Origin of the sequence: Streptomyces abyssomicinicus, assembly GCF_008974245.1 — a bacterium.
GTDB lineage: Bacteria > Actinomycetota > Actinomycetes > Streptomycetales > Streptomycetaceae > Streptomyces > Streptomyces abyssomicinicus.
Genome location: NZ_BBZI01000009.1, coordinates 84,703 through 108,790, shown reverse-complemented (window position 1 = coordinate 108,790; position 24,088 = coordinate 84,703). Strand labels below are relative to the sequence as shown.

Here is a 24,088-nt window from a genome sequence, read left to right as displayed (position 1 = left end):
ATCGGCGCACACCGCAAGGCACCCCGGCCACCCCGCAGGGCGCGTCGGCGCCGGAACACGGCCTCCGTGCCCGGAGAGCGGTTCACCGCCCGACAGCAGGTGACCGGGCCGCGAGGACGCCCCGGAGGGCGTCCTCGCGGCCACGTACGCGCCCGGCGAGGAGCCGGGTTCGGGTGGTGGTGCCAGCCCTCGAAGATTCGTCCCGCTCCGGATAGCCTCCCCGCATGGCGAATGGTCAGTGGTACCCCCCGGAGTGGCCCGAGCGCATACGCGCCCTCGCGGCCGGCACCCTCACCCCGGTGACCCCCCGCCGCGCGGCCACCGTGATGCTGCTGCGCGACACCGGACACGGCCCCGTGGTGCACATGCTCCGACGCCGGGCCTCCATGGCCTTCGCGGGCGGCGCGTACGCCTACCCCGGCGGGGGCGTCGACCCGCGTGACGACGACCTCCTGGTCCGCTGGGCCGGCCCCTCCCTCGCGGACTGGGCCGCCCGCCTCGGCTTCGGCGACGAGCCCGCCGCACAGGCCGTCGTCTGCGCCGCGGTGCGGGAGACCTTCGAGGAGGCCGGCGTGCTGCTGGCCGGCCCGACCGAGGACACCGTCGTCGGCGACACCACCGGCGAGGAGTGGGAGAAGGACCGGGCCGCCCTCGCCGCCCACGAGTTCTCGTTCGCCGAGTTCCTCGACCGCCGCGGCCTCGTCCTCCGCTCCGACCTCCTCGGTGCCTGGGCCCGCTGGATCACCCCGGAGTTCGAGACCCGGCGTTACGACACCTTCTTCTTCGTCGCCGTCCTCCCCGAGGGGCAGCGCGCCCGCGACGTCTCCACCGAGGCCGACCGCACCGTCTGGACCCGTCCCGCGGACGCCGCGGCCGGGTACGACCGGGGCGAGCTGCTGATGATGCCGCCCACCATCTCCACGCTCCGCACCCTGGAGCCTTACGAGGCCGCCGCCGAGGCGCTGGCCGCCGCGCCGGAGAGGGACATGGCGCCGGTGCTGGCCCGGGCCCGGCTGGTGGACGGCGAGGTGGAACTGGCCTGGCCGGGCCACGACGAGTTCACCAAGAGGGTGACCGCCGTCACGGAGGGGCCGACCTCATGACGAACGCAGCCGCCCTGCCCGGCCAGCCCCGCGGCGGTGTCCTCTCCGGACCCGCCACCGCCCGCACCGTCAACGTGCTGGCGCCCAACCCGTCCCCGATGACCCTGGACGGCACCAACACCTGGGTCGTCGCCGAGCCGGACTCCCGACTGGCGGTCGTGGTCGACCCGGGGCCGCTGGACGAGGACCACCTGGCGAACGTGATCGCCACCGTCGAACGCTCCGGCCGCCGCGTCGGGCTGACCCTCCTCACCCACGGCCACGCCGACCACGCCGAGGGGGCGAAACGATTCGCCGAGCTGACCGGCACCAAGGTCCGGGCATTGGACCCTTCGCTGCGCCTCGGTGACGAGGGGCTGGCCGCGGGCGACGTGGTGGAGCTGGAGGGCCTGGAGATGCGGGTGGTGCCCACTCCGGGACACACCTCGGACTCGCTGTCGTTCCACCTGCCGGCCGACCGGGCGGTGCTCACCGGGGACACCGTCCTGGGACGCGGCACCACGATGGTCGCCCATCCGGACGGGCGGCTCGGCGACTACCTCGACTCGCTGCGGCGCCTGCGGTCCCTGACCGTGGACGACGGCGTGCACACCGTGCTTCCCGGCCACGGGCCCGTCCTCGACGACGCGCAGGGGGCGGTCGAGTACTACCTGGCGCACCGGGCCAACAGGCTGGCACAGGTGGAGACGGCCGTGGAGGGCGGTTTCCGGACCTCCGCGGAGGTCGTGGCGCACGTGTACGCGGACGTGGACCGCAGCCTGTGGCCGGCGGCGGAGCTGTCGGTCCGCGCCCAACTGGAGTACCTGCGGGAGCACGGGCTGGTCTGACCGGCCGGCCCGTGCTCCGTCAGGGGCCGGGTCAGCGGCTCCGCTTCGCCAGACGCTCGACGTCCAGCAGGATCACCGCCCGCGCCTCCAGGCGCAGCCAGCCGCGGCCGGCGAAGTCGGCCAGCGCCTTGTTCACCGTCTCGCGGGAGGCGCCCACCAACTGGGCCAGCTCCTCCTGCGTCAGGTCGTGGACGACGTGGATGCCTTCCTCGGACTGCACGCCGAAACGGCGCGACAGGTCCAGCAGCGCCCGGGCCACGCGGCCCGGCACGTCGGAGAAGACCAGGTCGGACATCTGGTCGTTGGTCTTGCGCAGACGCCGGGCGACGGCGCGCAGCAGCGCGGCGGCCACCTCGGGACGGGCGTTCAGCCAGGGCTGGAGGTCGCTGTGGCCGAGGCCCAGCAGCTTCACCTCGGTCAGCGCGGTGGCGGTCGCCGTGCGCGGGCCCGGGTCGAAGAGCGACAGTTCACCGATCAGCTCACCGGGGCCGAGGACCGCCAGCATGTTCTCGCGGCCGTCCGGGGACGTCCGGTGGAGCTTCACCTTGCCCTCGGTGACCACGTAGAGGCGGTCGCCGGGGTCGCCCTCGTGGAACAGCGCGTCGCCGCGTGCGAGGGTCACCTCACTCATCGAAGCGCGGAGCTCCGCGGCCTGCTCGTCATCGAGCGCCGCGAAGAGCGGGGCGCGCCGCAGAACGTCGTCCACGAGATCTCTCCTATTCGACCTGCTCAGGGAATCCGGTCCCCCCGGGTTACCGTCCGCACCAACCGGTGGTCCAGGGGTCCCAGTTCCCCAGTTTGCCGGTCGGTCCAAACAGTGTGATCTGTCACAAGGATGCCGCACAGGTGTGCCAGACATCGCGCCAGGGGCCCAATTGGACCGTGATCCCCTGGGTACGCGGCGGATGTCGGTGCGGGGCCTTAGGCTGGCCGGGTGTCCGAAACGCCGACGACTACACGGGCCGCGGGGTCCGACCGGGTGATCGGACAGGGTGATTCCGCCGTCGGCGAACAGACCACGAATGGAGCGACGAACGTGGCGGACGACGAGGCTCGTCGACCGGACCGAGGCGCGACGCGGGCGCCGCGCGGGCGCGGAACAGCCGCTGCCGGAAAGGGCGCCGCCGCGCGCGTGGCGGCAGGAAAGCCGGAGTCCCGGGTGGCGTTGGTGCGGCGGGCGCGGCGGATGTACCGCGAGCTCGCGGAGGTGTACCCCTACGCGCATCCGGAGCTGGACTTCGAGAACCCGTTCCAACTGCTGGTCGCCACCGTGCTCTCCGCCCAGACGACCGACCTGCGGGTCAACCAGACCACGCCCGCGCTCTTCGCCAAGTACCCCACCCCCGAGGACCTGGCGGCGGCCGACCCGGAGGAGGTCGAGGACATCCTCCGGCCCACCGGTTTCTTCCGTGCCAAGACCCGCTCGGTGATGGGCCTGTCCAAGGCCTTGGCGGAGGAGTTCGGGGGCGAGGTCCCCGGCCGGCTGGAGGACCTGGTCAAGCTGCCCGGGGTGGGCCGCAAGACCGCCTTCGTCGTGCTCGGGAACGCGTTCGGTCGCCCCGGCATCACGGTGGACACGCACTTCATGCGGCTGGTGCGGCGCTGGAAGTGGACCGAGGCCACCGAGCCGGAGAAGATCGAGGCCGAGATGAGCGCCCTCTTCCCGAAGCGCGACTGGACGATGCTGTCCCACTACGTGATCTTCCACGGCCGCCGGATCTGCCACGCCCGCAAGCCCGCCTGCGGCGCCTGCCCGGTCGCCGAGCTCTGCCCCGCCTACGGAGAGGGCGAGACGGACCCGGAGAAGGCGAAGAAGCTCCTCAAGTACGAGAAGGGCGGATTCCCCGGCCAGCGCCTCAAGCCTCCGCAGTCCTACCTCGACCACGGCGGCATCCCCGCCCCGCCCCTGGGCAAGGAATGAGGGAACCGGCCGGCGCGGTCCGGCGTGGAGAACCATGGGCCGCATGCGGGACGCCCCGCCGCAGCGCAGCACATCGCTCGGCGCCGCAGGGCGTGACGCCGCACCATGTGGCGTCGGGCCGCGTGGTGGCGCACCGCGTGGTGGCGCACCGCGTGGTGGCGCATCGCGTGGTCGCGCGCCACACGGCGCCGAGCCACACGGCGGCGGGCCATACGGTGCCGCGCTGTCTGGCGGCGCGTCACACGGCGTCGCCCGGCGGCGCGTCGGGCGGCAAGGCCCTGAACGGGGAAGGGGGGCGGCGATGACACGTGCGAGCGACGCGGACTGCGCCCGTGCGGCCATGCCCGGCGGCGGGATCGGTCTGTCCGCCGACGGCCTGCCCACCTGGCTCGACCCGGTGGTCCGCGCCGCGGAGACGGTCGAACCACGCCAGTTGAGCCGCTTCCTGCCGCCGGCGGACGGCGGTGGCCGCCAGTCAGCCGTGCTGGTCCTGTTCGGCGAGGGCGAGGAGGGGCCCGAGATCCTGCTGACCGAGCGGTCCGGTTCGCTGCGTTCGCACGCGGGCCAGCCGTCCTTCCCGGGCGGCTCCCTCGACCCGGAGGACGGCGACCCGCACACCGACGGCCCGCTGCGCGCCGCGCTGCGCGAGGCCGAGGAGGAGACCGGCCTCGACCCGGCGGGCGTCCAGCTCTTCGGCGCGCTGCCCAAGCTCTACATCCCGGTCAGCGGCTTCGTCGTCACCCCCGTCCTGGCGTGGTGGCGTGAGCCCAGCCCGGTCCGCGTGGTCGACCCGGCGGAGACGGCCCGGGTGTTCAGCGTCCCCGTCGCCGAACTCACCGACGCCGGCAACCGGGCCGTCGCGGTGCACCCGAGCGGCTACCGCGGCCCGGCCTTCCTGGTGCGGTCCGCCCTCGTGTGGGGGTTCACCGCCGGGATCATCGACCGCCTGCTGCACTTCGCCGGCTGGGAGCTGCCCTGGGACCGCGCCCGCGAGGTGACCCTCGACCGGAGGTCATGACCGTGGCCCCGACGGGAAAGGGATGACGTTGTGCCCCGGCGAGCGTGGCGCGGCCGGAAGAGGACGAGGCGAGGCGTGAAGCGGTGAACGTGCTGGACATTCTTTTGCTGATCGCCGCCGCCTGGTTCGCGGTGGTCGGATACCGCCAGGGCTTCGTGGTGGGCATCCTGTCGGTGATCGGCTTCCTCGGCGGCGGCCTGATCGCCGTCTACCTGCTCCCGGTCATCTGGGACGCCCTCACCGAGAACTCCGAGGTCAGCACGGTCGCGGCGGTCGTCGCGGTGATCGTGGTGATCGTCTGCGCCTCCGTCGGCCAGGCGCTGACCACTCACTGGGGCGGCAAGCTGCGCCGCCGCATCACCTGGTCGCCCGCCCGCGCGCTCGACGCGACCGGCGGCGCGCTGGTCAACGTGGTGGCGATGCTGCTGGTGGCCTGGCTGATCGGCTCGGCACTGGCCGGCACCACGCTGCCCACGGTCGGCAAGCAGGTCCGCTCCTCGCAGGTGCTCCACGGCGTCTCCCAGACCCTGCCCGAGCAGGCCGACACCTGGTTCGCCGATTTCTCCTCGGTGCTCGCCCAGAACGGCTTCCCACAGGTCTTCAGCCCCTTCGCCAACGAGCCGATCCGCGAGGTCGACCCGCCGGACGCGGCACTCGTCAACAGCGATGTGGCGGTGCGGGCCAAGCGGTCCATCGTCAAGGTCATGGGCACCGCGACCGGCTGCAGCAAGGTGCTGGAGGGCACCGGCTTCGTCTTCGCCGGGCAGCGCGTGATGACCAACGCGCACGTGGTCGGCGGGGTGGACGAGCCGACCGTGCAGATCGGCGGCGAGGGCCGCCGCTACGACGCCACCGTGGTGCTCTTCGACTGGCAGCGCGACGTCGCGGTCCTCGACGTCCCCGGCCTGCCGGCCGACCCGCTGCGGTTCGCCGACACGCAGGCGGAGAGCGGGGACGGCGCCATCGTCGCCGGCTTCCCGGAGAACGGCGGCTACGACGTGCGCGCGGCCCGTGTACGCGGCCAGATCCCGGCCAACGGGCCCGACATCTACCGCCGCTCCACCGTCCAGCGCGACGTCTACTCCCTCTACACGACGGTCCGCCAGGGCAACTCGGGCGGACCGCTCCTCACCACGCGGGGCGAGGTCGTCGGAGTCATCTTCGCCAAGTCGCTCGACGACCCCGACACCGGCTACGCCCTCACCGTGGACGAGATCCGCTCGGACATCGACCGGGGCCGCACCGCCACCCAGCAGGTCGACACCGACCAGTGCGCACTGTGACGACGGCGCCGCGCCGCCGGGCGACGGCCGGTGAGGAAGGTGAGCGCCCGGCGCGCGGAACCTACCGTTCCGGGAGGTCGTGCGCCGGGCGGCGCCGGTAAGGGGTCAGGGGCGCTGCTGACGCAGGCGCACGGAGACCCAGCGGGCCCGGCGGCGCAGTATGCCGCCGATGCCCACACCGAGCTCGGTCACCGGTGGATGCGGAGCGCCACGGCGGCGGCCGCCCGGCCCACCGGCCGAACGGCGGTCACGTGCTGCGTCACTGAAGTCGTACGTCCAGCCCATACCCCGACGTGTGCCCCTGGCCCAAGGTCGATAACCACGTCGAAGGTCCCTAATTGGCCTATGCGGCAGGCATGGGATGTTCGTAGGAAAGGCATCCCGCTCCGGATATCGGTCACTCACCAGCTCGGACACCCTCCCGGCAGGGGGGCGCGCGAACGGGCCGTGCGCGCCGGAGTGCGCCTGTGAGCCCTCAGCGGTCCGGCTCGGGGTCCTTCAGCCAGTTCACCAGCTCCGCGGAGAACGCCGCGGGGTCCTCCTCGTGCGGGAAGTGGCCCAGGCCGTCGAAGAGCCGCCACCGGTAGGGGGCCTCCACGTACTCCCCGGACCCCGCCGCGGTGCGGGTCCGCATCACCGGGTCCAGGGAGCCGTGCAGGTGCAGTGTCGGCACCCGCACCGGGCGCCTCATCCGCCGGTTGAACTGGAGGCCGTCGGGGCGCAGCAGGGACCGCACCATCCACCGGTACGGCTCGACCGCGCAGTGGGCCGTGGACGGGATGCACATGGCCCGCCGGTACACCTCGACAGCCTCGTCGTCCGGTCCACCGCCCGGCCCCGACCATTCCCGGATCAGGCGGCCGACCAGTTCCCCGTCGTCGGCCGTGAGCTGCCGCTCCGGGACCCAGGGCCGCTGGAACCCCCAGATGTGCGACCCGGCGGAGGTCTGCCGGAAGTCCGAGAGCATCGACGACCGCCACCGGCGCGGGTGGGACATGGAGGCGACCACCAGCCGGCGCACCAGCTTCGGCCGCATCGCCGCCGCCGTCCACGCCAGGTAGCCGCCCAGGTCATGGCCGACCAGGGCGGCGTCCGGCTCGCCCAGCGAGCGGATGACGCCGGTGATGTCCAGCGCCAGGTTGGCGGGGTCGTAGCCACGGGGTGTCCGGTCGCTTCCGCCGACACCCCGCAGGTCCATCGCCACGGCCCGGAAGCCCGCGTCGGCCAGGGCGCCCATCTGGTGCCGCCAGGTCCACCAGAACTGGGGGAAGCCGTGCAGCAGCAGCACCAGCGGACCCTCGCCCAGCTCGGCGATGTGGAAGCGGGCACCGTTCGCGGCTACGTCGCGGTGGATCACCTTCCTGCCGTCGGGCAGTTCGTCGATCCGTACCGCCGAGGCGGGCTGGGCCGGGGGAGTGGCTGGGTCGGTCATGACGTCGAGCGTGCCACAGAGTCGAGCTGCTTCGCGTAGGGGTCGACGGTCACCACGGCCGGACGCGGGTGAGGCTTGGCGTTCTGCAGCACCTCAGCGGTCCGCTTGACCTCGGCGCTCACCTGCTGCGGGGCGCGGCTCTTCTTCGCCTTCTTGACGAACACCGTCCCGAGCGCCGCCAGGAGCAGCGCGACGATCACGGAGGCGCCGAAGGAGAGGAGGAAGCACCACGCCAGGTTCCATCCGGTCCAGGTGTGGAAGCCGTAGGCCAGGGCGAAGCTGAGCATCGGCAGCGAGAACACCAGCAGGGCGAGCGCCGCGGTGAACAGGGCGGACCCCGTCGCCCCACGCTTGACGTCCTGCTTGAGCAGCGCCCTCGCGTACGCGATCTGGTCCTGGACCAGAGCGGACATCTCGGTCGACGCCGTGGCGAACAGCTGACCCATGCTGCGTTCGGAGCCGACCGGGTTGCCGTCGGGTGCGCTCATCGCGTACTCCCTTTCCTGTCGAGTTCTGTACCGTCCAGTCAGATCATGCCGGACCCGCACGAACCTTGCGCGCACCGGCCGGTAGTAGAGGTACCCCCGATCGCCCCGGGCGTACGTGGGGGCCGGGGGGAGACCTGAAGGGGAGTCACCGGAGAGCCGGTACGGAGGCGTCCGGCAAGGACCTCCGCCACCGCGGCCGGCCTGGTGTCCGAGCGGGCGGCGGAGCGCGTGGCGGTACGGGCGACCGGCCGCGGCGGGAAGCGCCTCAGCCGCGCCTCACGGGAGGGCATGGAGGAGGCGCGGTGGCGGTGCCCTGTACTCCCGCGCCGGGCGGTCGCGTCCGGGCCGGCGCGCGGCGGTCCTACTCGCCCCGGCCGGCGGACATGGTCTCGGCCAGCCGCCGGTGCTCGGCTGCCTTTCGCTCGAGGATCTCCGCCATCCGCAGGTGGTACTCCGGGTCGTCCTGGGTGTAGACGTCCGGGATCCCGTCGTCGTCCTCGTCCCGCTCCTCCGCCTCGGTCATCCGCCGGTACGTGGTGTTGCGCAGCCTCAGCAGCACCGACGCCAGCAGCGTGGCGAGCAGCGATCCGACCAGCACCGCGGCCTTGACCTGCTCGCTGAGCGCGGGGTCGTCCTCGAAGGCCAGCTCACCGATCAGCAGGGACACCGTGAAGCCGATGCCCGCCAGCGTCGCCAGCGCGAAGACGTCGGCCCAGGCGAGGTCGTCGCTGAGCGAGGCACGAGTGAAGCGGGCCGTCAGCCAGGTCCCGCCGAAGATCCCCAGCGTCTTGCCCACCACCAGGCCCAGCGTCACCCCCAGCGTCTCCGGCTGGGTGAACACCGCGGCCAGGTCGCCGCCGGCCACCGGCACCCCCGCGGCGAGCAGAGCGAACAGTGGTACGGCCAGCCCCGCCGAGAGCGGCCGGACCTGGTGCTCGATGCGCTCGCCCGGCGACTCGTCCTCCCCCTCACGGCGGGTGCAGCGCAGCATCAGGCCCATCGCGACGCCCGCGATCGTCGCGTGGACCCCGCTGTTGTACATCAGCGCCCAGACCACCAGCCCCAGCGGCACGTAGACCCACCAGCCACGCACGCCCTTGCGCAGCAGCAGCCAGAAGACGGCCAGGCCCACCACCGCGCCGCCGAGCGCGGCGAAGTTCAGGTGGTGGGTGAAGAAGATGGCGATGATGACGATGGCCAGGAGGTCGTCCACCACCGCGAGGGTCAGCAGGAAGGCCCGCAGCGCCGAGGGCAGCGAGGTGCCGATCACCGCGAGCACGGCCAGGGCGAAGGCGATGTCGGTGGCGGTCGGGACCGCCCAGCCTGCAAGGGAACCGCCGCCGGCACCGTTGACCAGGAGATAGACCAGCGCGGGCGCGACCATGCCGCACACGGCGGCGATCACCGGCAGCGCCGCCGCTCTCGGATCCTTCAGATCGCCTGCCACCAGCTCGCGCTTGAGCTCGATGCCGGCCACGAAGAAGAAGATCGCCAGCAGGCCTTCCGACGCCCAGTGCTCGATCGACAGGTCGAGGCCGAGGGCGGACGGGCCGAGGTGGATGTCACTGAAGGCCTCGTAGCTGCCGCCGAGGCCGGGAAGGTTCGCCCAGAGCAGCGCGGCGATCGCGGCGATCAGGAGGAGGACGCCGCCGACCGTCTCGGTGCGCAGGGCGTCCGCGAGGAAGCCGCGCTCGCGAAGGGAGACGCGACGGAAGGCCTGGGGGGACTGGGTGTCCCCGGCCTCGGCGGTCGTCAGCTCGGGGTCGTGCTCGGGCTTCGCCATGACGGCGCCCTCCGGGGTGGTCGGGGCATGCGTGTACACATGCCGACCAGACTTCCCGGCGCACCTGAGGTCTCCCGGTCACCACGCGGAGGGCGCGGAAACGGGGGACACGTGGGTGAGCCTACCCAATGTGACCGGGGAAAGGCGGAGCGGGCCGAACGCCCCCTGACGTCCCGGTACAGGCGCCGGTCCCGTTCCGGTTCCGGTTCCGTGCCTCGGGTTCAGGGGAGGTCCGACCCGCTCGAAGCCGATCAGCCGATCAGTCGACCGGTTCGCCGTCCGGCGCGCCGGTCACTCGGAGTCGCTCTGCGCGGACGGCAGCTTGGCCTGGATCAGGTTCATGACCCCGGCGTCGGTGAGGGTGGTGACGTCACCGAGAGCACGGTTCTCCGCCACGTCCCGCAGCAGGCGCCGCATGATCTTGCCGGAGCGGGTCTTGGGCAGCTCCGCCACCGGCAGGATCCGCTTGGGCTTGGCGATCGGGCCGAGCGTGGTGCCCACGTGGTTCCGCAGTTCGTCGACCAGGTTCTCGTCCTCGGAGGCGCTGCCGCGCAGGATGACGAACGCGACGATGGCCTGACCGGTCGTCTCGTCCGCCGCGCCGACCACGGCGGCCTCGGCGACCTTCGGGTGCGAGACCAGCGCCGACTCGACCTCGGTGGTCGAGATGTTGTGGCCGGACACCAGCATCACGTCGTCCACCCGGCCGAGCAGCCAGATGTCGCCGTCGTCGTCCTTCTTGGCGCCGTCGCCGGCGAAGTACTTGCCCTGGAAGCGGGACCAGTAGGTGTCGAGGAACCGCTGGTCGTCGCCCCAGATGGTGCGCAGCATCGACGGCCACGGCTCGGTGAGGACCAGGTAGCCGCCGCCGCCGTTCGGCACCTCGTTGCCCTCGTCGTCCACCACGGTGGCGGCGATGCCGGGCAGCGGCACCTGGGCGGAACCCGGCTTGGTCTCCGTCACACCGGGAAGCGGCGAGATCATGATCGCGCCGGTCTCCGTCTGCCACCAGGTGTCCACGACCGGCCTCGAACCCGCGCCGATGCGGTCGCGGTACCAGATCCACGCCTCGGGGTTGATCGGCTCGCCGACCGACCCGAGCACCCGGAGCGAGCTCAGGTCGAACTTGGCCGGGATGTCGTCGCCCCACTTCATGAACATCCGGATGACGGTGGGCGCCGTGTAGAGGATGGTCACGCCGTACTTCTGGACGATCTCCCAGAAGCGGCCCTGGTGCGGGGTGTCGGGGGTGCCTTCGTACATGACCTGGGTCGCGCCGTTGGCCAGCGGGCCGTAGACGATGTACGAGTGCCCGGTGACCCAGCCGACGTCGGCGGTGCACCAGTAGACGTCGGTCTCCGGCTTGAGGTCGAAGACGGCGTTGTGCGTGTACGCGACCTGGGTGAGGTAGCCGCCGGAGGTGTGCAGGATGCCCTTCGGCTTACCCGTGGTGCCCGAGGTGTACAGGATGAACAGGGGCTGCTCGGCCTCGAACGCCTCCGGGGAGTGCTCGGCCGACTGGCGTTCGGTGATCTCGTGCCACCAGACGTCCCGGCCGTCGGTCCAGTCGACGTCCTGAGCCGTACGGCGGACCACGAGCACGTGCTCCACGCCGTCGACCTTGGTGAGCGCTTCGTCCACGGCGGGCTTGAGCGCGGACGGCTTGCCGCGGCGCCAGCCGCCGTCGGCGGTGATGACCACCTTGGCGTCGGCGTCCTTGATGCGGGTGGCCAGGGCATCGGCGGAGAAGCCGCCGAAGACCACGGAGTGCGCGGCGCCGATACGGGCACAGGCCAGCATCGCGACGGCCGTCTCCGGGATCATCGGCATGTAGACGGCCACCCGGTCGCCTTGACGGACACCCAGTTCCAGGAGCGCGTTGGCGGCGCGGGATACCTCGTCCTTGAGCTCGGCGTAGGTGATGGCGCGGGTGTCGCCGGGCTCGCCCTCGAAGTGGATGGCCACCCGGTCGCCGTTGCCGGCCTCCACGTGACGGTCCACGCAGTTGTAGGCGACGTTGAGCGTGCCGTCCTGGAACCACTTGGCGAACGGCGGGTTCGACCAGTCGAGCGTCTCGTTCGGCTCGGTGTTCCAGGTCAGGCGGCGGGCCTGCTCGGCCCAGAAGCCGAGCCTGTCAGCCTTGGCCTGCTCATACGCCTCCGCCGTGACGTTGGCCGCGGCGGCCAGGTCGGCGGGGGGTGCGAACCTGCGCTCTTCTTTGAGCAGGTTGGCCAGGCTTTCGTTGCTCACGACATCTCCCTTTCGAAGGGTGTCCGCTGTGTCCCAGGCCACAGCTCATCAGACCGGAGGGAGTACTGACAAGGGCCGACGGAAAATTGGTGTAGACCTGTGCGGCTTCTTCTGTGGCTGCGACCTCGGGCTTCGCGGATGGCTTGCGCGGATCGGTCATCCGTTGTCACGTACGGCCGAGCGGAGGAGTTCAGTGCTGTTCGACGCCCGAAGGGTGTGAGGCACCTGTCGCCCGGTGGTCGGCGGACGTGGATCTACCGGCGTCGCGCCATACCCAATACCCCTCGGCGGGAGTGTCTACCCACAGGTCACGGCGTGGCGGGAGCGCCGCTGTGCGGGATTTCCGGCGGGTCGCGGGTGTGGTGGCGGCTGGGTGGGGCGGCGGGCGGACCACGGGGTGGTGGAGCCGGCCGGGCGCGCGGTCCCTGCTGGGAGCCGCGCACCCGGACAGGGTGCGGGATGTGCCGAATGGCTGCCGGACGGCGGTGCGGGAGTTTCGTCGGTCAGCTCGCGCCGGTCAGGTCCGCCTCCGTCTCCCGGACGTGAGCGAAGACGGGTGTCTCCGGGGCGTCGGTGAGGAGGTATGCCTGCGCCTCGCCGACATGGAAGTACATGCCGGTCAGCTCCAGCCGGCCCTGCTCGACGGCTCGGGCGACCGACTCGTGGGCCTTGAGGTGCTCGAGTTGCTGGGCGACGTTGGTGAGGCAGAGGAGCTCCACCGCGTCGGCGGGCTCCCGTGAGGCCAGTCGGGGCGGCCGGTGGGAGCCGGAGGTCATGCGGCGCAGGCTCGGCAGACCGTGCCGGAGCCAGCGCTGGAGCGGTGTCCCGTCGCTGCCGGGCTCCGAACCGATCAGTGCCTGCATGGCGCCACAGCCCGAGTGGCCGCAGACCGTGATGGAACGGACCCGCAGGACGTCCACCGCGTACTCGATGGCGGCGGCCACCGAGTCGTCGCCGGGATCCTCACCGGGCGGCGGTACCAGGTTGCCCACGTTGCGGACGACGAAGAGGTCACCGGGGCGGCTGCTCGTGATCATCGAGGTCACCAGCCTCGAGTCGGCGCAGGTGAGGAAGAGCTGCGCGGGTCGCTGTCCCTCCCGGGCCAGCCGGGCGAGCCTTCTGCGGACCAGGGGTGCGGTGTCCCGGTGGAAGGCGCTGATGCCGCGCACCAGTTCGTGGTCGCTGGGAGGTGGCTCGGGAGCGTCGCCGGTCTCGCGGACGCCACCGGCGCCGGCGTCGGAGTTGGGTCCGGCCTCGCGTGCCTCGCCGGCCTCGCGTGCCTCGCGGACGGCGGGTGGGCTCGGGGCCTTGTGGGAAGTGGAAGGGCTTCCTGCCGGGTCGGCACCCGGAGCGGGGGTGTCGTCGACCGGGGCGGAAGCGGCCTCGGCCGGTGCGGCGTCGGTCGCCGCCAGACCGGCGCGCAGCCCGGTGAGGCGGACGGAACCGCCGTGCGCCACATGGCTGTTGCGCCAGTCCTCCAGCGACTCGTACGCGGCGTGGTCGACGAAGGAGCCGTGCAGCTCGACGACGGCGTCGGCGCCTTCCGGGACCAGGTGGAGCGCCCGGCTGAGCCTGGGCACGGCGAGGAAGGTGAGCTGTCCGCGGACGTGGACGTGATGGACGCCGCCGCTCACCTCATGGGTGATCCGGGTGTGGGTGAGCCGGTGAAGCGCGACCGCGACCGCGGCGGCCACACCGACTCCCACGCCTTCCAGGACTCCGAGGAAGGTGACCGCGACGGCCGTGACCGCGTAGACCAGTGCCTCGCGGTGGCGGTTGACGGTGCGGATGTGGTGGAGGGAGACCATCTGGATGCCGATCGCCATCACCAGCGCGGCGAGCGCGGCGAGCGGGATCAGCTCCAGCGCCGGCACCAGCAGCAACGCCGCCGCGGCGATCCACAGGCTGTGCAGCATGGCCGAGTTGCGGCTGACGGCGCCCGAGCGGGCGTTGGCCGAGCTGCGTACCGCCACGCCGGTGACGGGGAGTCCGCCGAGCGTTCCGGAGGCCATGTTGGCGAAGCCCTGGCCGCGCAGTTCCCGGTCGAGGTCGGCCCGGGGCACCGGCACCCCGCCCCGAGTGGCGGCGATCTTGTCCACGGCCACCGCTGAGAGCAAGGTCTCCACCCCGCCGACCAGGGTGATGGTGAGCACCGCCGCGGCCAGTGGCAGCGCGGGACCCTCGGGGAAGCCTGCCAGGGCGTGGTTGGACCAGGAGGGCAGGTCGACCCGGGGCAGGCGCAGCCCCATGGCCAGCGCGACGGCTGTGGCGGTCAGCATGGCGGCGAGGGCCGCGGGGACGAAGCGCAGGATCCGCCCCGCCCGGCCGGGGACGCGGGACCAGCCGAGGAGCACCACCAGGGTGAGGGCGCTGACCGCGAGGGCGCCCGGGTGCAGGTCCGCGAGCTGGGCGGGCAGCGCGCGGAGGTTGTCGAGGACCGAACTCTGCGGCGTGCCCCCGAGGACGATGTGGAGCTGGGCCACGGCGATGGTGACGCCGATGCCGGCCAGCATGCCGTGCACGATGGCGGGGCTGACGGCCAGGGCGGTGCGGGCGACCCGGAGCCAGCCGAGGGCCACCTGGGTCACGCCGGCGAGGATGGTGACGGCGCAGGTGGTGCGCCATCCGTACTGCTGGATCAGGTCCGCGGTGACCACGGTCAGGCCGGCGGTGGGTCCGCTGACGGTGAGCGGGGCGCCGCCCAGGCGTCCGGCGACGAGGCTGCCCACGGCGGCGGCGACCAGTCCGGCCTGGAGCGGCGCCCCGGTGGCCAGAGCGATGCCCAGGGAGAGGGGCAGCGAGATCAGGAACACCGTGACCGAGGCGGAAAGGTCGGCGGGGGCGATCCGGAACCGGCGAGGGCGCCCGGGCGGCGGACTGTGGGGGCGATGGATGCGCCCGGCTTTGTGGGCCTCGGCGCGGTGGGGGACGCAGGCAGACATGTTTCCCGTTTCTCCTCCGGGACGGCGCGGTCGCGCGAACGATCGGCACGACCGCGGGAACGGTGCCGCACGGTCACGGCGTACGCCAACACTCAGTAAATGGACAGTAATGCTGGGTAAAGGGATCGTACGGAGAAAACGGGCAAATGGCCTGATAAGTCATCCCAATGAGTGAAGCAATCTTTTCATCGGCTTGTCATACAAATCCCTTTGCGGTGACGTGGGACCTTGGCGGCCCCGCCGGGCTCCCGGCGGTCCACCGGGGAGCGCCTCAGTGGGCGCTCGGTCTGAGCGAAGGAAGAAGGTGGGGCGGGAGATGACCGCCAACCGGAGAGGCATCGCCGTGTTCGCGGTGGCGGCGGCCTGTGCCGCCACGCTCGCGGGTTGTGGAGGAATGGCCGGCGGCGCGGCGGGTGCCCAGGGGCAGGCCGGCGCCAAGAAGTCCGAGCCGAGGAGTGCTCCCCGGGCGGTCCGGCTCATCGGGGACGGATCCACCGCCTACACGGGCGCGCAGCCCAATCTGCCGAGACCCGAACGGCTCCGGCCCGGGCAGCGCCCGCCGCAGTTCGTCGTCTTCTCGTGGGACGGCGCGGGCGAGGACGGGCAGCGGTTGTTCTCCCACTTCCGCAAGGTGGCCGGCGCGAACAACGCCACCATGACCTACTTCCTCAGCGGCGTGTACATGCTGCCCGAGGAGAAACGTTCCCTCTATCAGCCTCCAGGCCGTTCCGCCGGCAGTTCGGACATCGGCTTCAACGATGTCGAGGGGGTGGCCGCGACCGTCGAGCAACTGCGCCAGGCGTGGCTGGAGGGCAATGAGATCGGCACCCACTTCAACGGCCACTTCTGCGGGAGCGGCGGTGTCGGCGACTGGTCGGTCGAACAGTGGAAGAGCGAGATCGCCCAGGCCAAGAGCTTCGTCAAGACCTGGAAGAGCAACACCGGCCTCACGGAAGGGCAACCGCTGCCGTTCGACTACGACAAGGAACTTGTGGGCGGCCGCACTCCGTGCCTGGAAGGGCAGGAGAACTTCCGTGCGGCCGCTCGTGAGCTGGGCTTCCGCTACGACACCAGTGGGGTCCGGGAGCAGGTGTGGCCGGAGCGCAAGGAGGGTCTGTGGGACCTGTCGATGCACATGGTCCCGGTGCCCGGCCGCGCCTTCGAGACGATCTCCATGGACTACAACTTCATGGTCAACCAGTCCGGGACCAGCACCCAGGGCAACCCGGCCATGCACGCCCAGTGGGGCGACCAGATGCGGGACGGCCTGCTGGCCGGCTTCCGCCGCTCCTACGAGGGCAACCGGGCGCCGTTGATCATCGGCAACCACTTCGAGTCCTGGAACGGCGGCGTGTACATGCGGGCCGTCGAGGAGGTCGTCACGCAGGTGTGCACGCAGCCCGAGGTGCGTTGCGTCTCGTTCCGGCAACTGGCCGACTGGCTGGACGCCCAGGATCAGGGGACGCTCGACAAGCTCCGGACCCTCGGGGTCGGCCAGGCGCCCCAGGAAGGCTGGCAGAGCTTCCTGGCCCCCGCCGCGGGTGCCACGGACCAGGCGGTCGGCTGACCTCTGCGACCTCTGCGACCTCTGCGGCCTCCGTGACCTCCGTGACCTCCGCGACGTCCGTGGCGACGCAGCGGCGCGGGGTCGGCCGGAGCCGGCGACCGTTCCCGCTCTCCGTGCGTGCGACGGCTCATGCCGGCTCGGCCACCCGCTCGCCCAGCATGAAGCCGGGATCCACCTGCCGCGCCAGGTCGGTCCCGGTCCGGGCGTTTCCCCACGACTCCGCGTTCCGCAGGTGGAAGTGCACCATCTGGCGCGTGTACCGCTCCCAGTCCCGCGCCTCGTACCGTGCGTCGGCGGCGGTCCGCAGTGTCTCCAGTGCCGCGCGGTTGTCCGTCTCCAGCCGGTCGAAGAGCGGCGGCCGGCCCTTCTCCATCGCGCGGACCCAGTCCGAGTGGCCGACCGTCACCAGCAGGTCGTCCCCCACCTGTGCCCGCAGGAACTCCAGATCGTCCGGGCCCTGCACCTTGTTGCCGACGACCTTCAGGGCGACCCCGAAGTCCCGGGCGTATTCCTTGTACTGGCGGTAGACCGAGACGCCCTTGCGGGTGGGCTCGGCGACCAGGAAGGTCATGTCGAAGCGGGTGAACATTCCGGAGGCGAAGGAGTCCGAGCCGGCGGTCATGTCCACCACCACATACTCGTCGCGCCCGTCGACCATGTGGTTGAGGCACATCTCCACCGCGCCGGTCTTGGAGTGGTAGCAGGACACGCCCAGATCGGCCTCGGTGAACGGCCCGGTGACCATCAGGCGGACGGCGCCGGCGTCGAGTTCGACCGGACGGGCGCAGGCAGCGTAGACCGGATTCTCCTCCCGCACCCGCAGCAGTCGGGACCCCGCACCGGGCGGCGTGGTCTTGATCATCGTCTCGGCCGAGGCGATGCGGGGGTTCTCCCCCCGCAGGTAGTCCTTGATGAGAGGCAGCTGCGCCCCCAGCGCGGGCAGGGCGGCGGCCTCCGCCTCGTCCAGGCCGAGCGCCGCGCCCAGGTGCTGGTTGATGTCGGCGTCCACGGCGATGACCGGCGCCCCGGACGCGGCGAGATGGCGGACGAAGAGCGAGGACAGGGTTGTCTTGCCGCTGCCACCCTTGCCGACGAAAGCAATTTTCATGTTCACCTAGCGTAGTGCTTCGGATGCGCGGGGTGGTCGATACGGGGTGATGACCACTCCATCGTGGGTGTGGTCGTGAAGGGTGCGGTCCAGAGCGCTCCGCCGGGTCACTTGCCCCGGTGGACGCCGGGCCGGGCGATGTGTGGCCGCGCGTGGGCGCGTAATGTCGTACTCATGAGTACGACTGGCGCGTCCGCCGACCCGCTCGCGGCCCTGGGTTCGCTTCCCGGCGTGGCCGACTCCGTGGAATCCGTCCGCACGTACGTCGACCGGGTGTACGGCCACCGCATCATGCGCCGCCGCGGCAACGAGATCACCGGTGAGGCGGCTCTCCGCGGAGCGCGCGGTTCGGCCGCGCTCGCCGGCGCGGACTGGGCGCTGGAGGAGGTCCGGCGCCGGACCGACTTCAGCGGCGACGACGACGCCCGCGTGGTGGGCGCCGCACTACGGCTCACCGCCGAGGCGGGTCAGCTGCTGTCCATCTGGCGGCAGTCCCCCCTGCGCGTACTGGCCCGCCTCCACCTGGTGGCCGCCGCGGGGCGTGGCGAGGACGTCGGACGCCCCCGGCTGGCGGGCGAGACGGTCGAGGAGCCCCTCATCGAGCTGCCGCTGCCCGAGGCCGACGAGGTCGCCGGACGGCTCGACGGCCTGTCCCGGCTCATCATCGACGGCGGTGCGGCGCCCGCCCTGGTCAAGGCGGCCGTGGTGCACGGCGAGATCCTCGCCTTGCGGCCTTTCCGCTCGCACAACGGACTGGTGGCACGGGCGGCCGAGCGCATCGTGCTGGTCGGCAGCGGACTGGACCCCAAGTCCATCTGCCCGGCCGAGGTGGGGCACGCGGAACTCGGGCGGGCCGCTTACCTGGCGGCGCTGGACGGCTATGTCTCCGGCACCCCGGAGGGCATGGCGGCCTGGATCGGGCACTGCGGCAAGGCCGTCGAGCTGGGAGCACGGGAGTCGACCGCGGTCTGCGAGGCGCTCCAGCGCGGCGCTGCCTGACGGAGCGGGAGACGCCGAAGGCGAGAGAGGCCGGAACAGGGTTGCGGCGGCACGAATCCTCGTGCCGCCGCTCGCACGTGCCGCCGGGTTACCAAGCGTCCTCGTAAATTGCCGATCAGGCCGGGAACTTTCTCCCTTGGCCTGGTGCGGCTGGCCCGTAATCGACGGGTCGACGTCGCGTGGGTGCCCGGTGTTCATGCTCCGGTCCGTGGGGCCATCGCGTTGCGAAGGTCATCCCGTCGGATGTCCTTGGTCTCGCGGGCCGTTAAGTCCTTTGTACTCCTGTTCCATGGGCAATGTGAACCCCTGGCCCGATTTGTTTGGTTTCCTGTTCAAGCAGTGCGGGCCGACCCGGAGGAGCGGTCGTGCCGCAAGCGGCTGACCGCCGGTCATGGGATGGGGCGTCGCCGGGGGTTGGCCGGTGGCGTCCACCCTTCACGCCCGCCGCCGTTCAGGCGAGGGCCGATCGCCGGCGGCTCGCGGCGTACCAGACCAGCGCCGCTGCCGCCGCCGCGCCCACCGTGGCCGCCGCGACCAGCACGGGCCGGGAGGGCGTGGAGAAGGTGGGGAGCCGCTGCTTCAGACGTACCGGCCGGTGGAAATCGAGGATCGGCCAGCCGCGGGTCAGTGCCTCGCGGCGCAGCGTCCGGTCCGGATTGACCGCGTGCGGGTGGCCCACCGTCTCGAGCATGGGCAGGTCCGTCGCGGAATCGCTGTACGCGTAGCAGCGACCGAGGTCGTAGCCCTCGGACTCCGCCAGCTCGCGAATGGCCTGGGCCTTCGTCGGGCCGTACGCGTAGTACTCGACCTCGCCGGTGAAGCGACCGTCCTCGCCGACCACCATCCGGGTGGCCACCACCCGGTCGGCGCCCAGCATCTCGCCGATCGGCTCGACCATCACCGACCCCGAGGTGGAGACGATCACCACGTCCCGGCCGGCCAGGTGGTGCTTCTCGATGAGGGAGGCGGCCTCGTCGTAGATGATCGGGTCGATGAGGTCGTGCAGGGTCTCGGCGATGATGTCCCTGACCTGCTGGACGTCCCAGCCTCGGCACATGGCGGAGAGGTACCTCCGCATGCGCTCCATCTGTTCGTGGTCGGCGCCGCCGGCGAGGAAGACGAACTGGGTGTACGCCGTGCGCAGAGCGGCACGGCGATTGATCAGTCCGCCTTGGTAGAAGGACCTGCCGAAGGTGAGCGTGCTCGACTTCGCGATGACCGTCTTGTCCAGGTCGAAGAAGGCCGCGGTGCGGGGCAAGGAGTGGTTTTCCACAAGGGCGAGCATAGGGGGCAGCCATTCGGCGTAAGGTGTGGCGCGTGGGTTTGCCTGAGAAGCCTCTCGGGTACACCATGGAAGTCACGGATCGTTCGCGACCGTGCTAACCCGGTTCGGCTCCTCCCCCCCCGAGTCGGACCGTGGATGACGACCCCCGCTCTCCCCCCCGGCGGGGGTCGTCGCATGTCCGGGTGCGTTTCGGCCTCCCGGGCAAGGCGGCCGGGTTCCCTTTCGAAGGGTTCCCGGCCGCCTTCTCTCGGCCCGGTGATCGCTACCGTGCGTCACCGTCGAGGTGCGCAGCGAGACGTGTGTCGCCGCTGACGGTCCGATGGAGGACCAAGCCCTCGTGGCTCGCTCGTGGCTCGCTCGTCGGGGTGAACGCGATATCCACATTCGCCGAGTTGTCCCCGGATTTCCACCAAGATCCACATCTTTTCCCGCGCTGCCGCACGGTGATTCCGACGCCTTCGGAACACGGTCCGTTGCCCTCGCATCACGCCGTTTTCCCCGCGTCGCCCACCACGGACACGACACGGCCCGGGGAGGCACCGCCTCTTCGTGCGGGCAGGCAGGAGACAGCAGCCATGACCGGATCCACCTCCGCAGCACCGGCACCGGGCGCGGGAAGCGCAGCGGGCGCACCGCTCATCGTCACCGAGGACCCGTTGCTCCTCGACGACCTGTTGCGGCTCTGCGCCGCGGCCGGGGCGACACCCGAGGTGCATCCGGGGCCGCCCGGCAGGCGCTCCGCATGGGAGGCCGCGCCCCTCGTCCTGATCGGTGACGATGCCGCACGGCGGGTACGCGGTGCGCCCCGTAGACCCGGCGTCGTCCTCGTCGGCCGGGACCAGGACGACCCCGGGGTCTGGCGCCATGCCGTGGAGATCGGGGCCGACCACGTGCTGGTGCTTCCCGACGGCGAGCAGTGGCTCACCGACCGGATCGCCGATGTCGTGGAGGGCGTCGGCCGCCCCGCCCTGACGGTCGGCGTCATCGGCGGGCGCGGCGGCGCCGGTGCCTCCACCCTGGCCTGCGCCCTCGCCGTCACGTCGGCCCGATGCGGGGTGCGCACGCTGCTGGTGGACGCCGACCCGCTCGGCGGCGGGCTGGACGTGCTGCTGGGCGGCGAGACGACCGAGGGCCTGCGCTGGCCCGCCTTCGCCTCCTCGCGCGGGCGGCTGGGCGGCGGCGCCCTGGAGGAGTCGCTGCCCAGTCTCCATTCGCTGCGGGTGCTGAGCTGGGACCGCGGGGACTGCGTGACGGTCCCGCCGGACGCCGTCCGCGCCGTTCTGGCGGCGGCCCGGCGCGGTGGCGGCGCGGTCGTCGTGGACCTGCCGCGGCGGGTGGACGAAGGGGTCGCCGAGATCCTCGCCCAGCTCGACCTGGGAGTTCTGGTGGTGCCCGCGGAGATCCGCGCCGTGGCCGCCGCCGGTCGGGTGGCCTCGATGGCGGGGATGGTGCTCAGGGACCTCCGGGTCGCCGTGCGCGGCCCGCACGCCCCCGGGCTCGACGGCGCCGAGGTGGCCCGGCTGCTCGGGCTGCCCCTGCTGGGTGAGGTCCCGGCCGACCCCGCTCTGCGAGCCCCGGTCTCCGCCTCGCTCCCACCGGGAGCGGCGCCCCGCGCCCCGCTGACCCGGTTCTGCCGGCAGTTCTGGTCGCGCGCCGCGGCCTCGGCGGGCGGGCGATGAACGCCGGACCCCGGGGCGGCGCGGCCAAGGCCACCGCCCCGACGGGGGACCTCCTCGACGGAGTACGCCGCTGGCTCGCCGAGAGCGGAGCCGATCCCACCCCGGCCCGCGTGGCCCAGGCCCTGCGGGAGCGAGGCGGCCGGGTTCTGGGCGACGCGGAGGTACTGGGGGCGGCGGTGCGGCTCCGTTCGGAGCTGGTGGGCAGCGGCCCCTTGGAGCCGCTGCTCGCGGACCCGGAGGTGACCGACGTGCTGGTCTCGGCGCCCGACCGGGTGTGGGTCGACAGAGGCGCGGGGCTGGAGCTGACCGGCGTGATCTTCCCGGACGCCGTCGCGGTGCGCCGCCTGGCGCAACGGCTGGCCTCCGTCACCGGGCGCCGCCTCGACGACGCCCGTCCCTGGGTGGACGCGCGGCTGCCCGACGGGACACGGCTGCACGCGGTGCTCCCGCCGGTGGCCGTCGGCTGTGCCTGCCTCTCCCTGCGCGTGGTCCGGTCGCGGGCGTTCACCCTCGGCGAGCTGACCCGTGCCGGCATGGTCCCGCCCGGCGGTGAGGGCGTCCTGCGGGCGCTGGTCGACGCCCGGCTGTCGTTCCTGATCAGCGGGGGCACCGGCACCGGGAAGACCACGCTGCTCAGTGCCCTGCTCAGTCTCACCGGGCCCTCGGAGCGGATCGTGCTCGCCGAGGACTCGTCGGAACTGCGACCGGACCATCCCCATGTGGTGCGGCTGGAGAGCAGACCCGCCAACCAGGAGGGCGCCGGCCTGGTGACTCTGGAGGACCTGGTGCGGCAGGCACTGCGGATGAGGCCCGACCGGCTGGTTGTCGGCGAGGTGCGCGGGGCCGAGGTGGTGCATCTGCTGGCCGCGCTGAACACCGGCCACAGCGGCTGCGGCACGGTGCACGCCAACGCCGCGGCGGATGTCCCCGCCCGTCTGGAGGCCCTCGGCACCGCCGCCGGGCTCGACCGGGCCGCGCTGCACAGTCAGCTGGCGGCCGCGCTGTCGGTGGTCGTCCACCTGGTCCGTGAAAGGAGCGGACGTCGGCGGATCGCCGAGGTACGGGTGCTGGAGCGGGGCGACGACGGGCTGGTGCGGACGGTCCCGGCCCTGCGGTGGAGCGAGGGGGCCTTCGTGCCGGAGCGCGGGTGGGCGCGACTGGTGGAACTCCTGGACGCCGGTGACCCGGGTGGCCCGGGTGGTGCGGCGGCGCGTGCGGAGGAGGCGTCGTGACCGGTGCCGGGGACGTCCTGACGGCGAGTGGGGTGACCGCGATGGTCGCCGTCGGCGCGGCCGGGGGCGTCTGGTGGGGGCTGAGGCCCCGGTCGGTCGCCTCCCGGGCGCGGGCGATGGCCGCGGTGTCCGGGGCGGGCGCGGCGGCCGGTGTGGTGCAGGCGGGCCGTGACACCGGGCGGCAGGGGCTTCCGGCGACGCGTGGTGGTGCGGCTCGTCGCTTGCGGTGGGCGTGGCCCGGCGGTGCGTCCGCTCGGCACGGTCCCCCCGCCCGCGACGAGCCGCTCGGCCGGGACCTGCCGGGCAAGGGCGGCAGCCGGGAGGCGCGGTGGCTTCTGGTTGCGACGGGCGCGGTGGCGATCCTGGGGGCGTCACCACTGCCCTTGGTCCTGGGCCTGGCGGCCGTGCCATTGGTCAGGAGGGCGCGGCGGGCCACCAGGGAACGGCGCGATCGGGACCGGCGGGCCGACGCGGTGATCGCCCTCTGCGGCGCGCTGGCCGGTGAGGTCCGGGCGGGTCGCCAGCCAGGCGAGGCCTTGGCCGTCGCGGTCCACGACGCAGGCGCAGCGGGACTGGGCGAGGCGCTCGCGCAGGTGGTCGCCGCCGCGAGGTTCGGCGGTGACGTCCCGTCAGCGCTGGCCGGTGCCTCGCGTCCGCCCGGGGCCGAGGGACTGCGTGGGCTCGCGGCGTGCTGGAGGGTGGCGGTGGACCGGGGTGCGGGTCTGGCCGCCGGGCTGGAACGGCTCGACGCGGCCCTCCGGGCGGAGCGGGACAGGCGTGCCGACCTCCGTTCCCAGCTTGCCGGTGCCCGGGCCACGACCGTGATGCTCGCGGGGCTCCCGGGCGTCGGGCTGGTCCTGGGCACGGCATTGGGGGCCGACCCGTTGCGAATCCTGCTGCACACGGGACCCGGGCTGGGGTGCCTTGCCGTGGGCGGACTGCTCGAGGCCGCGGGCATCTGGTGGGCGCTGCGCATCGTGCGCGGCGCGGAGGAAGGGTCATGACCTGGCCGGCCGCCGCGGTGCCGCTGATCTTGCCGGCGGCCCTGTGCTGGGCGCTCGGGACGGCCGTGAACCGACGCGGCGCGGCACGTGCACGCCGCAGGGCGGAGACATTGCTCGGACGGCCCGCCCCGCCTTCCCCGGCGGCATACAGGCGGTGGCAGCCCGGT

At 72.5% G+C, this 24,088-nt stretch carries 19 protein-coding genes; 10 read left to right on the top strand and 9 right to left on the bottom strand.

Annotated features, from left to right (window positions below; translation table 11 throughout):
- The first annotated feature begins 224 nt into the window (after positions 1-224).
- The gene (locus GBN72_RS20885) at positions 225-1,103 is read left to right on the top strand and encodes an NUDIX hydrolase (RefSeq protein WP_151773413.1); all 879 of its coding nucleotides are present in this window, start codon (positions 225-227) and stop codon (positions 1,101-1,103) included.
- Positions 1,100-1,930, top strand: a complete 831-nt coding sequence (locus tag GBN72_RS20880) for an MBL fold metallo-hydrolase (RefSeq protein WP_151773412.1) — start codon at positions 1,100-1,102, stop codon at positions 1,928-1,930. Before GBN72_RS20885 ends, GBN72_RS20880 begins: the two co-directional genes overlap by 4 nt.
- A 31-nt stretch (positions 1,931-1,961) precedes the next feature.
- Here the strand turns inward: GBN72_RS20880 and GBN72_RS20875 are convergent, their stop codons facing one another.
- Positions 1,962-2,636: a Crp/Fnr family transcriptional regulator gene (locus GBN72_RS20875; protein WP_108956964.1), complete on the bottom strand. Its 675-nt coding sequence runs from the start codon at positions 2,634-2,636 to the stop codon at positions 1,962-1,964.
- Positions 2,637-3,062: 426 nt separating this feature from the next.
- Here GBN72_RS20875 and nth point away from each other — a divergent pair, with 426 nt between their 5' ends.
- The 3 genes from nth (at position 3,063) to GBN72_RS20860 (ending at position 6,152) form a co-directional block, all read left to right on the top strand.
- Positions 3,063-3,851, top strand: a complete 789-nt coding sequence (gene nth, locus GBN72_RS20870; RefSeq protein ID WP_151773411.1) for an endonuclease III — start codon at positions 3,063-3,065, stop codon at positions 3,849-3,851.
- Positions 3,852-4,152: 301 nt separating this feature from the next.
- Positions 4,153-4,869 carry an NUDIX hydrolase gene (locus GBN72_RS20865; protein WP_151773410.1) on the top strand — a complete coding sequence of 239 codons (717 nt, stop codon included), beginning with the start codon at positions 4,153-4,155 and terminating at the stop codon, positions 4,867-4,869.
- A gap of 83 nt (positions 4,870-4,952) precedes the next feature.
- Positions 4,953-6,152, top strand: coding sequence for a MarP family serine protease (locus tag GBN72_RS20860; RefSeq protein WP_151773409.1), 1,200 nt, complete (start codon positions 4,953-4,955; stop codon positions 6,150-6,152).
- 105 nt (positions 6,153-6,257) lie between these two features.
- Here the strand turns inward: GBN72_RS20860 and GBN72_RS35415 are convergent, their stop codons facing one another.
- The 6 genes from GBN72_RS35415 to GBN72_RS20830 all read right to left on the bottom strand — a co-directional run bounded on the left by GBN72_RS35415 (position 6,258) and on the right by GBN72_RS20830 (position 15,047).
- Complete coding sequence (locus GBN72_RS35415) at positions 6,258-6,437, bottom strand: hypothetical protein (RefSeq protein WP_151773408.1); 180 nt, start codon at positions 6,435-6,437, stop codon at positions 6,258-6,260.
- Between the two features lie 190 nt (positions 6,438-6,627).
- Positions 6,628-7,584 carry an alpha/beta fold hydrolase gene (locus GBN72_RS20850; RefSeq protein ID WP_151773407.1) on the bottom strand — a complete coding sequence of 319 codons (957 nt, stop codon included), beginning with the start codon at positions 7,582-7,584 and terminating at the stop codon, positions 6,628-6,630.
- Positions 7,581-8,072, bottom strand: coding sequence for a phage holin family protein (locus GBN72_RS20845; RefSeq protein ID WP_151773406.1), 492 nt, complete (start codon positions 8,070-8,072; stop codon positions 7,581-7,583). The genes GBN72_RS20850 and GBN72_RS20845 overlap by 4 nt, the downstream gene beginning before the upstream one ends.
- Positions 8,073-8,433: 361 nt before the next feature.
- On the bottom strand, positions 8,434-9,894 hold the full coding sequence (gene nhaA, locus GBN72_RS20840) for a Na+/H+ antiporter NhaA (RefSeq protein WP_439959790.1): 1,461 nt from the start codon (positions 9,892-9,894) through the stop codon (positions 8,434-8,436).
- 252 nt (positions 9,895-10,146) lie between these two features.
- Positions 10,147-12,147 (bottom strand): acetate--CoA ligase, encoded by a 2,001-nt coding sequence (gene acs, locus GBN72_RS20835; protein ID WP_151773405.1) that lies wholly within the window; start codon positions 12,145-12,147, stop codon positions 10,147-10,149.
- A 461-nt stretch (positions 12,148-12,608) separates the two neighbouring features.
- A complete protein-coding gene (locus GBN72_RS20830) occupies positions 12,609-15,047 on the bottom strand; it encodes a bifunctional SulP family inorganic anion transporter/carbonic anhydrase (protein WP_151773404.1) in 2,439 nt (812 codons plus the stop codon).
- A gap of 316 nt (positions 15,048-15,363) precedes the next feature.
- Here GBN72_RS20830 and GBN72_RS20825 point away from each other — a divergent pair, with 316 nt between their 5' ends.
- Positions 15,364-16,614 (top strand): polysaccharide deacetylase family protein, encoded by a 1,251-nt coding sequence (locus tag GBN72_RS20825; RefSeq protein ID WP_151773403.1) that lies wholly within the window; start codon positions 15,364-15,366, stop codon positions 16,612-16,614.
- Between the two features lie 127 nt (positions 16,615-16,741).
- Here GBN72_RS20825 and GBN72_RS20820 read toward each other — a convergent pair whose 3' ends face one another.
- Positions 16,742-17,722, bottom strand: a complete 981-nt coding sequence (locus GBN72_RS20820; RefSeq protein WP_151773402.1) for an ATP-binding protein — start codon at positions 17,720-17,722, stop codon at positions 16,742-16,744.
- 174 nt (positions 17,723-17,896) lie between these two features.
- Here GBN72_RS20820 and GBN72_RS20815 point away from each other — a divergent pair, with 174 nt between their 5' ends.
- Positions 17,897-18,721, top strand: coding sequence for a Fic family protein (locus tag GBN72_RS20815; protein ID WP_151773401.1), 825 nt, complete (start codon positions 17,897-17,899; stop codon positions 18,719-18,721).
- A 451-nt stretch (positions 18,722-19,172) separates the two neighbouring features.
- On the opposite strand, the gene GBN72_RS20810 is transcribed toward GBN72_RS20815, so the two are convergent.
- Complete coding sequence (locus tag GBN72_RS20810; protein WP_151773400.1) at positions 19,173-20,006, bottom strand: HAD family hydrolase; 834 nt, start codon at positions 20,004-20,006, stop codon at positions 19,173-19,175.
- Positions 20,007-20,581: 575 nt separating this feature from the next.
- On the opposite strand from GBN72_RS20810, the gene ssd reads away from it, so the two are divergent.
- The 3 genes from ssd to GBN72_RS20795 are packed head-to-tail and all read left to right on the top strand — an operon-like array spanning position 20,582 to position 23,921.
- Entirely contained in the window at positions 20,582-21,685 is a 1,104-nt protein-coding gene (gene ssd / locus GBN72_RS20805; protein ID WP_151773399.1) for a septum site-determining protein Ssd, read from the top strand.
- Entirely contained in the window at positions 21,682-22,917 is a 1,236-nt protein-coding gene (locus GBN72_RS20800) for a TadA family conjugal transfer-associated ATPase (protein ID WP_151773398.1), read from the top strand. The genes ssd and GBN72_RS20800 overlap by 4 nt, the downstream gene beginning before the upstream one ends.
- Positions 22,914-23,921: a type II secretion system F family protein gene (locus GBN72_RS20795; protein WP_246212713.1), complete on the top strand. Its 1,008-nt coding sequence runs from the start codon at positions 22,914-22,916 to the stop codon at positions 23,919-23,921. The genes GBN72_RS20800 and GBN72_RS20795 overlap by 4 nt, the downstream gene beginning before the upstream one ends.
- The last annotated feature ends 167 nt before the right edge of the window (positions 23,922-24,088 follow it).